Genomic DNA, 13,681 nt, shown 5'->3' on the forward strand with positions numbered 1-13,681 from the left:
AATTCCTATAGCCGGGACGGCTTTTTCCGTCATCGTTAAAAAGCAGCCAAGAACAATGTCGATACCGCAGATTTTAGATAGCATCGCCACAAAAGGTCCGGTCTTCGAAGCCGGACACGTCTGGCTCGCGGGCGCGGGGCCGGGCGACGTGCGTTATCTGACGCTCGAAGTGGCGCTCGCGCTGTCTCAGGCCGATATTATCGTGCGCGATGCGCTGGTGAGCGACGATGTCGTGGCGCTCGGTCCGCAGGCAGAGATTGTTTTTGCCGGCAAAAGGGGCGGCAAGCCCTCCGCGATGCAGGATGATATTACTGCTTCGCTGATCGATTTTGCCCGGCAGGGCAAAAAGGTGCTGCGGCTGAAGGGCGGTGATCCCTTTATTTTCGGGCGCGGTGGTGAAGAGGCGGAAGCGCTTGTCCACGCCGGCATTCCGTTTCGCATATTGCCGGGCATGACCTCGTCGTTCACTGCACTCGCCTCGGCGCACATTCCGGCCACCATGCGCGGCATCAGCCGCGCCGTGACGCTCGCCACCGGCCACGCAGCAGGCACCGAAGAGGATCTCGACTGGCTGGCATTGGCGAAAACGCAGGAACCCATCGTCGTTTATATGGGGCTGAAGAATATCGGCACGATTGCCGGTCTTTTGATGCAGGGTGGACGTTCGGGAAAAACGCCCGTCGCCGTCATCATGTCGGCAACCACTGCGCAGGAACGGATTTTCATCGGCACATTGCAAAGCATAGCTGACGATGCAAGGCGGGAAAGCTTCGAAGCGCCGGCTTTGATCGTCATCGGCGAGATTGTTTCGATGCGGGACCGTCTTGGAGTGTCCGGTCCATGACGGCGCGGGCAATCATCATTGGGGCGCCGCGCTCGGGCTCCGGCAAGACCAGCGTGACCATCGGCCTGCTCCGCGCCTTTGCGCGTCGCGGGGTCAAGGTGCGCGGCATCAAGACGGGGCCGGATTATATCGATCCCGGTTTCCATGCCTTCGCCACCGGCACGCCGGGTCTCAATCTGGACAGCTGGGCCATGCAGCCGGACCTGCTGCGGCATCTGTTTTCGCAGCAGACCGAGGGCGCGGAACTCATTCTCATCGAAAGCGCGATGGGTCTGTTCGACGGGATTCCCGTGGCGGAAAACCGTACCGGCTCGGCGGCGGATCTGGCGCGGCTGTTCGGCATTCCCGTGCTGCTGGTACTGGATGTTTCCGGTCAGTCGCAGACGGCAGCTGCCATTGCGCATGGTTTTGCCCACTACGATCCTGATGTCACCATGGGGGCGGTGGTGCTGAACCGGGCCGGCAGCGAAAGGCACCGGACGCTGTGCACCGAAGCCATCGAAAAAATCGGACTGCCCGTTGTCGGCTGCGTTCTGCGCGATCCTTCTCTCATCCTGCCGGAGCGGCACCTGGGGCTGGTGCAGGCGAGCGAACATCCGGAAATTGACGCACATATAGACCGGCTCGCGGATGCGATGGAGAAATCCATCGATCTCGACGCCTTGTTTTCACTCGCTGCGCCGGTGGAGATGCCTTCTGGTTCGGTGGAGGCGGCAATTGTGCCACCCGGTCAGCGCATCGCGCTGGCGGAGGATGCCGCTTTCACCTTCCTTTATCCGCATCTCAGGAAGCATTGGCGTGCGGCCGGGGCAGGGATCGTGCCGTTTTCGCCGCTCGCTGATGAGGCGCCCGATGAGAGCTGTGATATCTGCTGGCTGCCGGGCGGCTATCCCGAGCTTTTTGCCGGAAAACTTGCCGGCGCTGCCGGCTTCAAGGCGGGTATTTCCCGTTTTGCAGAGACTAAGCCGGTGCATGGCGAGTGCGGCGGTTACATGGTGCTCGGCGAGGCGCTGGAGGATGCTGACGGCGTGACCCATGCCATGACTGGTCTCCTGTCGCACGCCACGAGCTTTGCGACACGCAAGATGAATCTCGGTTACCGGCAGGCGACGATCGCGGCAGACGGCCCGCTCGGCGTGGCGGGGGATGTTCTGCGCGGCCACGAGTTTCACTATGCCCGGGTCACCGATCCCGGCCGCGATGAGCCCTTTGCCCGGATCGCCGACGGGCAGGGCCGCCCGCTCGGGCCATCGGGCGGCAGGAGAGGTTTTGTCTCGGGCGCTTTCTTCCACGCCATAGCCAGAGGCGGCTGATCGTTTGCGGTTCTGGCCGAGGGACGTGCGGCAAAGTGGAGCAAGCTGCGAAAGTTTGTAGGCTCCGATCACGGGAAAGTGCTATAGGTCTTTTTATGGGATATGGAAAAGCGAGTTAGCGCTCGCTGCCCAGTCCGGTGAAGCGCGACGGGACCGAAAACCGCCTGACATTTCCCGGTTTGAGCCTGTTACTGCGCATTTTATTTCGAGCGTGCCTACCGATGATGAAACCCGGATTTTTTCTCTCTGTCGCTCTCGCGGCACCCATTCTTCTAGCCCCTTTGGGCGCCGGGTTCGACGGCACCGCTGCCCATGGCGGTGAAGATTATGCGACGCTGGAAAAGCTCGGTGCGGCTCTCTTCGATGACCCCAATCTTTCGATGAACCGCACCATGGCCTGTTCCACCTGCCATATGCAGGCGGCCGGGTTTTCCGATGCGCGGGAGAGCGAAAAGGTCGGGCGGGATGTATCGCTGGGCGATGACGGGATTTCTCTTGGCGACCGCAATGCGCCCACTGCGGCTTACGCGAAGTTCACGCCGCCTTTCAGCAAGAACGCGGCGGGAGAGTATGTGGGCGGGCAGTTCTGGGATGGCCGTGCCTCGTTGCTGGAGGATCAGGCGGGCGGGCCGCCGCTCAATCCCCTCGAAATGGGCATGCCGGATAAGGCCGCTGTCGTGAAACGGCTCTGGGAGAACGCGGATTACGTCGCGGCCTTTGGCACGCAGTTCGGCAAGGATGTGTTCCAGAGCGATGAAACCGCCTATGCCGCGATGACCAAGGCGCTGGCGAGCTTCGAGCACTCGGACGAATTTTCCACCTTCGATTCCAAATATGACCGCTTCCTGCGCGGCGAAGAAAAGCTGACCGACCAGGAGGAACTGGGCCGCGTTCTGATTTCGTCTACGCAGTTCACCAATTGCAATACCTGCCATGAAATCCGTGGCGCAAAGGGTCTGGAAGACGGCCTCTTCACCAACCACAAATATTTCAACATCGGCGTTCCCGCCAATACGGCGGTCAGGGCGGTGAATGGCTCGAAGCCGGATGCTGTCGATCTGGGTCTGGCGCAGAATCCGGCCGTCGCCGGCGATCCTGCCCAGCGGGGCAAGTTCAAGGTGCCAACGTTGCGCAACGTCGCCGTGACCGGTCCTTATATGCACAATGGCGTATTCAAGGACCTGCGAACGGTGGTGCTGTTTTACGTGAAATATAAGAGCAAGAAGCCCAGCCGTCAGATCAATCCGGAAACCGGCAAGACATGGGATGCGCCGGAAGTGCCTGAGAACATCGCCATGACAGAGCTGACATCCGCGCCGGCGCTGGATGACAAGCGGGTGGACGCCATCGTGGCATTTTTGAAGACGCTGACCGACAGGCGGTATGAACATCTTCTGCCGAAGGAGGCCGGGCAGACGGCGGTGCCGCCTGCCCAGCCCGTTTCATCAAGCGTTACGCCGAAAGCGCCTTGAATTCGGCGAGAACCGCATCACCCATTTCAGAGGTGGCGACCTGACGGCAACCATCGGCCATGATGTCGGCGGTGCGGATGCCCTTGTCCAATACGTTGGCGATTGCTGCTTCGAGCTTGGTGGCTTCATCCACCATGTTGAAAGAGTAGCGCAGGCACATGGCGAAGGACGCGATCATGGCGATCGGGTTGGCAATGCCCTTGCCGGCAATATCGGGGGCCGAACCGTGCACCGGCTCATACATGGCCTTGCGCTTGCCGGTCTTGGCATCAGGTGCACCGAGCGAGGCAGACGGCAGCATACCGAGTGAGCCTGTCAGCATGGCGGCCACGTCGGACAGCATGTCGCCGAACAGGTTGTCGGTCACGATGACGTCGAACTGCTTGGGCTTGCGCACCAGCTGCATGCCGCCGGCATCCGCCAGCATATGCTCCAGCTGAACATCCTTGTATTTCGCAGCGTGGGTTTCGGTGACAACCTGGTTCCACAACACGCCCGACTTCATGACATTGCGCTTTTCCATCGAGCAGACGCGGTTGTCACGCGTGCGGGCCAGTTCGAAGGCGACGCTGGCGATGCGCTCGATTTCGAAGGTGTCATAGATCTGCGTGTCGATACCGCGCTTCTGGCCGTTGCCGAGATCGATGATCTGCTTCGGCTCACCGAAATAAACACCGCCCGTCAGTTCGCGGACGATGAGGATGTCGAGACCTTCGACCAGTTCCGGCTTCAGCGAGGAGGCTGCGGCAAGTGCCGGATAGCAGATGGCAGGACGCAGATTGGCGAAAAGTTCGAGATCCTTGCGCAGACGAAGCAGGCCGGCTTCCGGGCGATGCTCATAGGGCACGCCATCCCATTTCGGACCGCCGACGGCACCGAACAGGATCGCATCGGCGGCAAGCGCCTTTTCCATGTCTGCATCGGAAATCGCGACGCCGTGGGCGTCATAGGCCGAACCGCCGACGAGGCCTTCCGAAACGGTGAAGCCGGCATTGTGCGCGCTGTTCATATAATCGATCAGCTTGCGGACCTCGGCCATGGCTTCCGGGCCGATACCATCACCGGGCAGCAGGAAAAGCGAACGGACTGTCATGAGAACCCTCCTTGGGCGGCGCGCCGGAAAACATCCTGAAGGGTTTTCAATGGCGGCGAGCGCGGCGTCAAACTCGTTCCGTCCTGCGCATGCCAAGTCATATTGCTGCCGGACGGGATCGGGGGCTTCTTATCTCCGCCTCAAGGGCTTTTCAAGCAAAGCAAAAGCCGATCCGGTACGGTTTGGTACGGGATCGGCTTTTTTGAAGAGCGGAAATGTGGTCAGGCCCAGGGGCGGACCGAGGCGTTCGCCTTTTCAAAGGTGTCGATGGCGCCGGCATGTTCCAGCGTCAGGCCGATATCGTCGAGGCCGTTCAGCATGCAGTGACGCTTGAATTCATCGATCTCGAAGGTGATCGTGCCGCCATCGGGGCCGCTGATTTCCTGGCGCTCCAGATCGATGGAGAGAACCGCGTTCGATCCGCGCGAGGCGTCGTCAAGCAGCTTTTCGAGGTTCTCGGGGCTGACAACGACCGGCAGGATGCCGTTCTTGAAGCAGTTATTGTAGAAGATGTCGGCGAAGCTGGTGGAGATGACGCAGCGGATGCCGAAATCGAGAAGCGCCCATGGCGCATGTTCGCGCGACGAGCCGCAGCCGAAATTGTCGCCGGCGACGAGAATCTGGGCGTTCTGGTAGGCTGGCTTGTTCAGCACGAAATCGGGATTGGGCGAGCCGTCTTCGAGATAGCGCGACTCGGCAAAAAGGCCCTTGCCGAGGCCGGTGCGCTTGATGGTCTTCAGATAATCTTTCGGAATGATCATATCGGTGTCGATATTGACGACCGGCATGGGCGCGGCGACGCCCGTCAGCTTGGTGAATTTTTCCATCTGTCGCTTCCCGTGTTTCCCTTGAACAAAATCCGGCACTGACAAAAGCCTGCCGGATGTTCTCTGCTGGGAAATACTGCAAAACTCGGCGCTTTAGAAGCGCAAACCCGCGTTCTTCGGTACGCCTCGTTGGGCGTTGTCGCATCCTGACCGGATTAAACCGACCTCAGAGATCGATAATCGTACCCTTGCCGTCGTTCCAGACGCGCATGTCGCGCTGGTTACGGGGCTTGACCGGAATTGGGGCCGGCTTCAGACGCGCGGTAAGCAGGCGGGCAGCACTCAGAACCGCGAGTACACCGATAAATGCCACCGTCAGCGACGCGGTGAAAAGAGCGACCATCGCCAGAATGGCAATGCCGGATGCGGCGATGAAAAACGAACGTATGCCTTGCATGATCCAAACCTTTCTATCCAGACGAATGTGGGCCTTCTTCTTCCGGCTTGCAAGAGGATTCGGTGGATTGTCAGCTTGCAGATGTCACAAAAGCTTGACACAAGTGCGGCATCGTCAATTTTTCCGAAAATATTTCCGTGAGACCACGTCGTTCGTTGCTGTCAGTTCCGGCCATCAATGTCCGGGCACTCGAAAAAATCCGGGAGCTCGACTGTGATGGTGTGATCCTCGATCTCGAGGATTCGGTTGCGCCCGATATGAAGGGCAAGGCGCGGGACAATCTGGAAAAACTGTTCTCAGGTCCGTCTTTCGAAGGACGGGAAACCGTTATCCGCATCAATCCACTTTCGACGCCGGATGGAAAGGCGGACCTGCAGCTCGTGCTTTCCTACCGGCCGGATGCGGTGCTGCTGCCGAAGGTGGAGCAGCCTTCCGACATTCATGAGGTGGCCGATCTTCTGGCTGAGGTGGATGCGCCCGAGCACGTGAAAATCTGGGCGATGATCGAAACGCCGCTTGGTGTCCTCAACGCCGCCTCGATTGCCGACGCGGCCCATACGCCGAATGCCCGGCTTGCCGCTTTCGTCATCGGGCTCAACGATCTTGGCAAGGAAACGCGGGTTCCGCGCCTTCCCGGCCGCACCTATCTTGTGCCGTGGATGATGCAGGTGGTTCTTGCCGCACGGGCTTATGGGCTCGACGTCATTGACAGCGTCTCGAATGATTTTCGCGATATCGAGGCTTTTGAAGCCGAATGTGAACAGGGGCGCGCCATGGGCTTCGATGGCAAGATGCTGATCCATCCGGCCCAGATCGAAGCGGCCAACCGGCACTTCGGCCCGGATGAGGCGGCGGTTGCGGAAGCGCGCGAGATCATTGCAGCTTTCGCAAAACCGGAATCTGTGGAATTGAACGTCATCAACATGAACGGTCGCATGATTGAACGGCTGCATGTGGTTGAGGCCGAAAGGCTGGTCGCCATGGCCGATACTATCGAACAAGGAAAGGCAAAACAGACGTGAAGGTCTATCGTTTCATCACCGGTCCGGACGACGCGAAATTCTGTCACCGGGTCACCGAAGCCCTGAACAAGGGTTGGGAGCTTGCCGGCTCACCCAGCTATGCCTTCAACGCCGCAAGCGGCGTCATGCATTGCGGCCAGGCCGTGACCAAGGTGGTCGAAGGCAAGGAATATCATCCGGACATGAAGCTCGGAGAGCAATGAGAGACAGCCGCCGCCCGATCAGCGATCGGTGGCGGCCTCGTCGGCACTTTCCTCGATCCGCTCCATGTCATCGTCCGACAAGCCGAAATGGTGGCCGATTTCATGGATGAGGACGTGGGTGATGATGTCGCCCAGCGTTTCCTCGTTCTCGGCCCAATAGTCGAGAATGGGACGGCGATAGAGTGTGATGCGGTTCACCATCTCACCCGTTTCCATGGTGAAACGTTCGGAGATGCCGCGCCCTTCGAAGAGACCGAGAAGATCGAAGGGTGTTTCGAGTGCCATGTCCTCGAAGACGTCATCGGTCGGAAAATCGGCGATCTCGATGATGAGATCCTTCGTCAATGCGCGAAATTCTTCCGGCAGGTGGCCATATGCCTCGATCGCAAGCGACTCGAAGGCGGAAAGTGTCGGCGCATGGCGGTCCCGCCAATCGTCGGTCTGGTCTATGCGGGCCATTTCTGCTCCTTGTTGGAAGGCCCATATAAACACTTGCGGGGCAAATTTCGAGACCCGTCTGCTTCACCCGCCGAAAAAGCATGAAATTCTTGGCGTTACAGTTACTTTTCAAGCCGTCGTCATCTTGACATAAACGGGCGTCTCGCGTAATCGGCACCCAAATTGATGGCGTAGTGCGCCTTCCGTTTATTCCGCCCCTTAAAAGGCGGCTTCACCGGCAGATATTCAAAGGGGCATTCCGTCCCGACGGGTTTCTACCAAATTCCGACTGATAAAAAGACGGCCAGCTTGCATTTGCGGGCAGAGCCGGAACGAACATGAAAGGATAAACAATGTTCGCAGTCATCAAGACCGGCGGTAAGCAGTACCGCGTAGCGGCCGACGCCGTGCTGACCATCGAAAAGCTGGAAGCAGAGGCAGGCGCAACTGTAGAATTCACCGAAGTTCTCGTTGTTGGCGAAGGCGCCGACGCCAAGATCGGTGCTCCCTTCGTCAAGGGCGCCATCGTCAAGGCTGAAGTTGTCGAGCACAATCGCGGCAAGAAGGTCATCGCCTTCAAGAAGCGTCGTCGTCAGAACTCCAAGCGTTCGCGCGGCCATCGTCAGCATCACACTGTCGTCCGCATCACGGACATCGTTGCTGCCTGATCGGCGCGACACGGGAAACAAGGTTTAAAGGAGAACTCCAATGGCACACAAAAAAGCTGGCGGTTCCTCGCGTAACGGTCGCGATTCCGAATCCAAGCGCCTTGGCGTAAAGAAGTTCGGCGGCGAAGCTGTCATTCCAGGCAACATTATTCTGCGTCAGCGCGGCACGCAGTGGCATCCGGGCGCCAATGTTGGCATCGGCAAGGACCACACGATTTTCGCACTGACCGCAGGTAACGTGAACTTCCGTACGAAGGCCAACGGCCGCGTATTCGTATCCGTGGCTCCGAAAGCGGAAGCCGCAGAATAAGCCGGTAAGCGTCATATGCAGCCGGTGTCCCATCGACCCGGCTGAGACGTATCAGGTTCAGTCAAGAAAACAGGGGAGATGGGGCACCACCCAACTCCCCTTTTTCTTTACCCCCAAGGAGGGACTGAACCATGCAAGCTGAATTGTTGAGGGTTGACCAATCACGGTCACCCGAAGAGCGGCCGAGGCCCGATCGGTCGAGGAGCGATTGCCCCGTTTTACTGTCGCAGAGGCTGGTTTTACGCAAGCCTCACGAAGAAGACATCGACGCCCTTGCCCATCTTGCCAACAATGCCAATATCGCGACCATGGTGTCGCGTATGCCGCACCCCTACACGGCGAAAGACGCCGCGGACTTTGTGCGACGCTCCAAAGCTGGCGAGATTGGCAAGTGCGTCTATGCGATTACCCGCATGGACAATGGCGAGTTTTTAGGCTGCTGCGCGCTCGAACCCCAGGAAGACGAAAAGACGCTGGAGATCGGTTACTGGCTGGGGGAACCCTACTGGAACCACGGCTACATGACCGAAGCGGCGCATGCGCTGATCGACATGGCTTTCCGCACGCGTGAAATCGACCAGATTGATGCCCGTTGCCGGGTCACCAACATCGCGTCGCGCCGCGTCATCCAGAAATGTGGTTTCCAGTTCCAGGGCTCCGGCATGGTCGGTTCGCTGGCGCTCGGCGGCATGGTGCCGGTCGAATGGTACCGGCTGGATCGCAAGACCTGGGTTTCGCTGAAGAGCTGGGGGGATATGGGATGAGCGCGCTCGAACTGACCCGTCGCCGGACGGCCACCACCACGGCGCCGCCCGGCCCCTGCCCCGTCATCGAGACGCGGCGTCTGGTGCTGCGACCGCAGCGGCTTTCCGATGCCGGCAGCATCGCGGAAACGCTTGGTGATTTCGCCGTGACCAGAATGCTGGCCCGTGTTCCCGCGCCCTATCACAAGCAGGATGCGCTGGAATGGCTGGTCCTGCGCACCTCCGGCACCCTGCCCGACTGGGATTTCGCCATTACCAGTGGCGACGATACCCTGATCGGTGTCGTCTCGGTGGAATTGCGGCATGGCGAGTGGAATCTTGGCTACTGGCTGAACCGCTTCTACTGGGGCAAGGGTTACATGACCGAGGCGGTGGCCGGCGTGGTGGAGCGGTTCTTCCGCCGCATGCCGGGGGTAACCCTTCATTCCGGCGTGTTTGCGGACAATCCCGCTTCGCTGCGTGTGCAGGAGAAACTCGGCTTCCGGGTGACCGGTTGCCACCAGATTTACGCCACGGCGCGCGCCGCCATGGTGGCGCATATCGATACGGTGATCACGGCTGAAGATTTCATCCGGCCGCACCGCTGATACTGAGGAGCATCGGGCCGAAAACAGAGAGAGTTTTCGGCCCGATGCGTTAAACGAAGCCGGTTTGAGGCAAACCGGCCTTGTCCCGCGCAGGGGCTTCCCGCACGATAGTCTTTGACCTTGCGGAGAAGCGCTTGTATTCGAAACGACGATATTTTTGTTTGGCACAGCACGATTGGTTGGTGTGCCCGCAAACCGACAGAACGGCAGTCCGATGAAATTTCTCGATGAAGCAAAAGTCTATATCAAGTCCGGCGATGGCGGCGCGGGTGCCGTTTCCTTCCGGCGTGAAAAATTCATCGAATTCGGCGGCCCGGACGGTGGTGATGGCGGTCGCGGCGGTGACGTCTGGGTCGAGGTGGTCAATGGCCTCAACACGCTGATCGACTTCCGCTTCCAGCAGCATTTCAAGGCCTCGATCGGACAGCACGGCATGGGCAAGACCCGCACCGGTGCCAAGGGTTCGGATGTCGTGCTGAAAGTGCCGGTCGGTACGCAGATATTCGAGGAAGACAATGAGACGCTGATCGTCGACCTCACCAAGGAAGGCCAGCGCTTTCGTCTTGCCGCCGGTGGCAACGGCGGCTTCGGCAATGCTTATTTCAAGTCGTCCACCAACCAGGCTCCCACCCACGCCAATCCGGGTCTTGCAGGTGAGGAAAAGACGGTCTGGCTTCGCCTGAAGCTGATCGCCGATGCCGGTCTCGTTGGCCTGCCCAATGCCGGTAAATCCACTTTCCTTGCGACGGTAACCCGCGCGCGGCCGAAGATCGCCAATTATCCCTTCACCACGCTGCATCCGAACCTCGGCGTCGCGACAATCGACGGGCGCGAATTCGTGCTGGCCGATATTCCTGGCCTGATCGAGGGCGCGCATGAAGGCGTGGGCATTGGCGACCGCTTCCTCGGCCATGTGGAGCGCACCCGCGTGCTGCTGCACCTCGTTTCCGCGCAGGAAGAAAAGGTTGGCAAGGCCTATAAGACCGTAAAGGCGGAACTGGATGCCTATGGCGGCGGGCTGACCGACAAGGCGGAAATCGTGGCGTTGTCGCAGATCGACGTGCTCGATGAAAAAGAACTGAAAAAGAAGGCCAAGGAACTGGAAAAGGCCTGCGGCCGTCCGCCGCTTCTGTTGTCGGCCGCCGCGCATATCGGCATGACGGAAGCGCTTCGTGCACTGCGTGATATCATCGTCTCGGCAAGCGAGGGCGGTGAGACCGCCCTGCCCGACCGGTCCATGCCACATGAGGATAGCGAGGCCGAGGAAGAGGACGACCGCCTATGAGCCTGACGCGCAAGCCGCTGGCGAGCCATCACCGGATCGTCATCAAGATCGGGTCGGCGCTTCTGGTGGATCGGAAGACCGGCCTGAAGAAAGACTGGCTGGATGCCATCTGCGAGGACATTGCCGCGCTGAAGAAAAACGGCGCGGATGTCCAGGTCGTGTCTTCGGGCGCCATCGCGCTTGGCCGCACCGTGCTTGGCCTGCCTTCCGGCGCATTGAAACTGGAAGAAAGCCAGGCGGCGGCGGCTGTCGGACAGATCGCGCTGGCGCGGGCATGGTCGGAAAGCCTGTCGCGGCACGAGATCGTTGCCGGCCAGATTCTGCTGACGCTCTCTGACACCGAGGAGCGCCGCCGTTATCTCAATGCGCGCGCCACCATCAACCAGCTCTTGAAGATCGGCGCCATCCCGATCATCAATGAAAACGACACCGTGGCGACCACCGAAATCCGTTATGGCGACAATGACCGTCTGGCCGCCCGCGTGGCGACCATGACGGGTGCGGATTTGCTGGTGCTGCTTTCGGATATTGACGGGCTTTACACGGCCCCGCCGCATCTCGATCCGGATGCGAAATTTCTTGAGACGATTGCCGATATCACCCCCGAGATCGAGGCCATGGCGGGCGGCGCGGCTTCCGAGCTTTCGCGCGGCGGCATGCGCACCAAGATCGATGCGGGCAAGATCGCGACCGCTGCCGGCTGCGGCATGATCATCGCCTCCGGCAAGACGCTCAATCCGCTGCAGGCCATTGAAAATGGTGCGCGCTCTTCGTGGTTTGCGCCCTCCGGCACACCGGTGACCGCGCGCAAGACCTGGATTGCCGGGCAATTGCAGCCGGCCGGTGAAATCCATGTGGATGCAGGGGCCGAAAGGGCCCTCTATGCCGGAAAAAGCCTGCTTCCCGCCGGCGTGCGGCTGGTGAAAGGCAATTTCGGACGCGGTGATGCGGTTGCCATTATCGGCGCTGAAGGCCGTGAAGTCGCGCGTGGTCTTGCGGGTTACGATGCGGAGGAAGCGCGTCTCATCATCGGTCACAAGTCCAATGAGATCGAGGCGATCCTCGGTTATGTCGGGCGCGCGGCGATGATCCATCGCGACGATCTGGTGATGACGGGTGCTGCCGTCAAAGTGAAGAATGTAAAGAAGGATGAGGTCCATGCCTGAACAGGCCGTGAAGCAGAGCCATGATATCGATGCGCTGATGTTAACCATCGGCGCTCAGGCGAAAGCTGCTTCGCGACCGTTGTCCATTGCCGGCACCGGCCAGAAGAACCGTGCGCTTCTTGCCATGGCCTCCGCCATCGAGGCTTCGAAGGAGGCGATCCTTGCCGCCAACCGCAAGGATCTGGCGGCGGCGGAAAGCGCCGGTCTTGCCGCTTCCTTCGTGGACAGGCTGACACTCAATGATGCGCGCATCGCCGGCATTGCCGAAGGCATCCGCTCGGTTGCCGCGCTGCCCGATCCGGTCGGCGAGGTCATTGCCGCCTGGGATCGTCCCAACGGGCTGAAGATCGAGCGCGTGCGCACGCCGCTTGGCATCATCGGCGTGATCTATGAAAGCCGCCCGAATGTGACGGCGGATGCCGGTGCTTTGTGCCTCAAGGCCGGCAATGCCGTGATCCTGCGTGGCGGCTCGGATTCGCAACATTCATCGCGTGCCATTCATGCCTGCCTGGTGGAGGGCCTGAAGATTGCCGGGCTCCCCGAGCATGCCATTCAGCTGGTGCCGGTAACCGACCGCGCTGCCGTCGGCGCGCTTCTCAGCGGCTTGAACGGCACGGTTGACGTCATCGTGCCGCGGGGCGGCAAGAGCCTGGTGGCGCGGGTGCAGTCGGAAGCCCGTGTACCGGTCTTCGCGCATCTGGAAGGCATCTGCCATATCTATGTCGATACCTCGGCTGATCTCGACATGGCAAAACGTATCGTCGTTAATGCCAAGATGCGCCGCACCGGTATTTGTGGTGCAGCCGAAACCCTGCTGGTGGATGCCGCTGCCGTTTCCACGCATCTTGAGCCGCTCGTGAAAGCCCTGCTTGACGCGGGTTGCGAAGTGCGCGGTTCTCAGGCGGTTCGCGATGTCGTTGACGGCCTGAAGATTGCGACGGAGGAGGATTGGCGCACCGAATATCTCGATGCGATCATTTCGGTCGCCGTGGTGGATGGCATTTCCGGTGCGATCGATCATATCGGCACCTATTCGTCCAACCATACCGAGGCGGTGATCGCCGAGAATCCGGCCGTTGTGGAGCGCTTCTTCAACGAACTCGATTCGGCCATTCTGCTGCACAATGCCTCGACGCAGTTCGCGGATGGCGGCGAATTCGGCATGGGTGCGGAAATCGGCATCGCCACCGGCAAGATGCATGCGCGGGGTCCGGTTGGCGTCGAGCAGCTCACTTCGTTCAAATACCGGGTGCATGGCACCGGCCAGACACGGACCTGATATTTGCCGGCCG

Annotated in this window: 16 protein-coding genes; 12 read left to right on the forward strand and 4 right to left on the reverse strand. The window is 60.1% G+C overall.

Annotated elements, in window-relative coordinates:
• The first annotated feature begins 55 nt into the window (after nucleotides 1–55).
• The 3 genes from cobA to O3S81_RS23720 all read left to right on the forward strand — a co-directional run bounded on the left by cobA (nucleotide 56) and on the right by O3S81_RS23720 (nucleotide 3,629).
• Nucleotides 56–844 carry a uroporphyrinogen-III C-methyltransferase gene (cobA, locus tag O3S81_RS23710; protein WP_269347168.1) on the forward strand — a complete coding sequence of 263 codons (789 nt, stop codon included), beginning with the start codon at nucleotides 56–58 and terminating at the stop codon, nucleotides 842–844.
• Nucleotides 841–2,157, forward strand: a complete 1,317-nt coding sequence (locus O3S81_RS23715) for a cobyrinate a,c-diamide synthase (protein ID WP_269347170.1) — start codon at nucleotides 841–843, stop codon at nucleotides 2,155–2,157. Before cobA ends, O3S81_RS23715 begins: the two co-directional genes overlap by 4 nt.
• A gap of 221 nt (nucleotides 2,158–2,378) precedes the next feature.
• Entirely contained in the window at nucleotides 2,379–3,629 is a 1,251-nt protein-coding gene (locus tag O3S81_RS23720) for a cytochrome-c peroxidase (RefSeq protein ID WP_331284205.1), read from the forward strand.
• Here O3S81_RS23720 and leuB read toward each other — a convergent pair.
• The 3 genes from leuB to O3S81_RS23735 all read right to left on the reverse strand — a co-directional run bounded on the left by leuB (nucleotide 3,610) and on the right by O3S81_RS23735 (nucleotide 5,946).
• The gene (leuB, locus tag O3S81_RS23725) at nucleotides 3,610–4,722 is read right to left on the reverse strand and encodes a 3-isopropylmalate dehydrogenase (protein ID WP_269347172.1); all 1,113 of its coding nucleotides are present in this window, start codon (nucleotides 4,720–4,722) and stop codon (nucleotides 3,610–3,612) included. The genes O3S81_RS23720 and leuB overlap by 20 nt on opposite strands.
• 221 nt (nucleotides 4,723–4,943) lie before the next feature.
• Nucleotides 4,944–5,549 carry a 3-isopropylmalate dehydratase small subunit gene (leuD, locus tag O3S81_RS23730; protein ID WP_010972565.1) on the reverse strand — a complete coding sequence of 202 codons (606 nt, stop codon included), beginning with the start codon at nucleotides 5,547–5,549 and terminating at the stop codon, nucleotides 4,944–4,946.
• A 166-nt stretch (nucleotides 5,550–5,715) separates the two neighbouring features.
• Nucleotides 5,716–5,946, reverse strand: a complete 231-nt coding sequence (locus O3S81_RS23735; protein WP_269347173.1) for a hypothetical protein — start codon at nucleotides 5,944–5,946, stop codon at nucleotides 5,716–5,718.
• A 110-nt stretch (nucleotides 5,947–6,056) separates the two neighbouring features.
• Here O3S81_RS23735 and O3S81_RS23740 point away from each other — a divergent pair, with 110 nt between their 5' ends.
• Both O3S81_RS23740 and O3S81_RS23745 read left to right on the forward strand, forming a co-directional pair.
• A complete protein-coding gene (locus tag O3S81_RS23740; RefSeq protein ID WP_269347249.1) occupies nucleotides 6,057–6,968 on the forward strand; it encodes an HpcH/HpaI aldolase/citrate lyase family protein in 912 nt (303 codons plus the stop codon).
• Nucleotides 6,965–7,171 carry a DUF1737 domain-containing protein gene (locus O3S81_RS23745; RefSeq protein WP_003505258.1) on the forward strand — a complete coding sequence of 69 codons (207 nt, stop codon included), beginning with the start codon at nucleotides 6,965–6,967 and terminating at the stop codon, nucleotides 7,169–7,171. Before O3S81_RS23740 ends, O3S81_RS23745 begins: the two co-directional genes overlap by 4 nt.
• An 18-nt stretch (nucleotides 7,172–7,189) precedes the next feature.
• On the opposite strand, the gene O3S81_RS23750 is transcribed toward O3S81_RS23745, so the two are convergent.
• Complete coding sequence (locus O3S81_RS23750; RefSeq protein WP_269347174.1) at nucleotides 7,190–7,630, reverse strand: metallopeptidase family protein; 441 nt, start codon at nucleotides 7,628–7,630, stop codon at nucleotides 7,190–7,192.
• Nucleotides 7,631–7,962: 332 nt separating this feature from the next.
• On the opposite strand from O3S81_RS23750, the gene rplU reads away from it, so the two are divergent.
• From rplU to O3S81_RS23785, 7 genes are all read left to right on the forward strand, one after another.
• Nucleotides 7,963–8,277, forward strand: coding sequence for a 50S ribosomal protein L21 (gene rplU, locus O3S81_RS23755; RefSeq protein WP_065114387.1), 315 nt, complete (start codon nucleotides 7,963–7,965; stop codon nucleotides 8,275–8,277).
• Nucleotides 8,278–8,317: 40 nt separating this feature from the next.
• On the forward strand, nucleotides 8,318–8,587 hold the full coding sequence (gene rpmA, locus O3S81_RS23760) for a 50S ribosomal protein L27 (RefSeq protein ID WP_003492686.1): 270 nt from the start codon (nucleotides 8,318–8,320) through the stop codon (nucleotides 8,585–8,587).
• 131 nt (nucleotides 8,588–8,718) lie between these two features.
• Nucleotides 8,719–9,351, forward strand: a complete 633-nt coding sequence (locus tag O3S81_RS23765) for a GNAT family N-acetyltransferase (RefSeq protein WP_269347177.1) — start codon at nucleotides 8,719–8,721, stop codon at nucleotides 9,349–9,351.
• Nucleotides 9,348–9,938 (forward strand): GNAT family N-acetyltransferase, encoded by a 591-nt coding sequence (locus O3S81_RS23770; protein ID WP_269347179.1) that lies wholly within the window; start codon nucleotides 9,348–9,350, stop codon nucleotides 9,936–9,938. Before O3S81_RS23765 ends, O3S81_RS23770 begins: the two co-directional genes overlap by 4 nt.
• A gap of 214 nt (nucleotides 9,939–10,152) precedes the next feature.
• Nucleotides 10,153–11,223, forward strand: a complete 1,071-nt coding sequence (obgE, locus tag O3S81_RS23775; RefSeq protein WP_269347181.1) for a GTPase ObgE — start codon at nucleotides 10,153–10,155, stop codon at nucleotides 11,221–11,223.
• Nucleotides 11,220–12,389 carry a glutamate 5-kinase gene (proB, locus tag O3S81_RS23780; RefSeq protein ID WP_269347183.1) on the forward strand — a complete coding sequence of 390 codons (1,170 nt, stop codon included), beginning with the start codon at nucleotides 11,220–11,222 and terminating at the stop codon, nucleotides 12,387–12,389. The genes obgE and proB overlap by 4 nt, the downstream gene beginning before the upstream one ends.
• Nucleotides 12,382–13,668: a glutamate-5-semialdehyde dehydrogenase gene (locus O3S81_RS23785; RefSeq protein WP_269347184.1), complete on the forward strand. Its 1,287-nt coding sequence runs from the start codon at nucleotides 12,382–12,384 to the stop codon at nucleotides 13,666–13,668. Before proB ends, O3S81_RS23785 begins: the two co-directional genes overlap by 8 nt.
• Nucleotides 13,669–13,681 lie beyond the last annotated feature (13 nt).

Source organism: Agrobacterium sp. SOY23 (genome assembly GCF_027212525.1).
Classification (GTDB): domain Bacteria; phylum Pseudomonadota; class Alphaproteobacteria; order Rhizobiales; family Rhizobiaceae; genus Agrobacterium; species Agrobacterium tumefaciens_I.

Coding starts and splice junctions, on each gene's coding strand:
- cobA (WP_269347168.1), top strand. CDS start 56: ATGTCGATACCGCAGATTTTAGATAGCATCGCCACAAAAGGTCCGGTC.
- O3S81_RS23715 (WP_269347170.1), top strand. CDS start 841: ATGACGGCGCGGGCAATCATCATTGGGGCGCCGCGCTCGGGCTCCGGC.
- O3S81_RS23720 (WP_331284205.1), top strand. CDS start 2,379: ATGATGAAACCCGGATTTTTTCTCTCTGTCGCTCTCGCGGCACCCATT.
- leuB (WP_269347172.1), bottom strand. CDS start 4,722: ATGACAGTCCGTTCGCTTTTCCTGCTGCCCGGTGATGGTATCGGCCCG.
- leuD (WP_010972565.1), bottom strand. CDS start 5,549: ATGGAAAAATTCACCAAGCTGACGGGCGTCGCCGCGCCCATGCCGGTC.
- O3S81_RS23735 (WP_269347173.1), bottom strand. CDS start 5,946: ATGCAAGGCATACGTTCGTTTTTCATCGCCGCATCCGGCATTGCCATT.
- O3S81_RS23750 (WP_269347174.1), bottom strand. CDS start 7,630: ATGGCCCGCATAGACCAGACCGACGATTGGCGGGACCGCCATGCGCCG.
- rplU (WP_065114387.1), top strand. CDS start 7,963: ATGTTCGCAGTCATCAAGACCGGCGGTAAGCAGTACCGCGTAGCGGCC.
- rpmA (WP_003492686.1), top strand. CDS start 8,318: ATGGCACACAAAAAAGCTGGCGGTTCCTCGCGTAACGGTCGCGATTCC.
- O3S81_RS23765 (WP_269347177.1), top strand. CDS start 8,719: ATGCAAGCTGAATTGTTGAGGGTTGACCAATCACGGTCACCCGAAGAG.
- O3S81_RS23770 (WP_269347179.1), top strand. CDS start 9,348: ATGAGCGCGCTCGAACTGACCCGTCGCCGGACGGCCACCACCACGGCG.
- obgE (WP_269347181.1), top strand. CDS start 10,153: ATGAAATTTCTCGATGAAGCAAAAGTCTATATCAAGTCCGGCGATGGC.
- proB (WP_269347183.1), top strand. CDS start 11,220: ATGAGCCTGACGCGCAAGCCGCTGGCGAGCCATCACCGGATCGTCATC.
- O3S81_RS23785 (WP_269347184.1), top strand. CDS start 12,382: ATGCCTGAACAGGCCGTGAAGCAGAGCCATGATATCGATGCGCTGATG.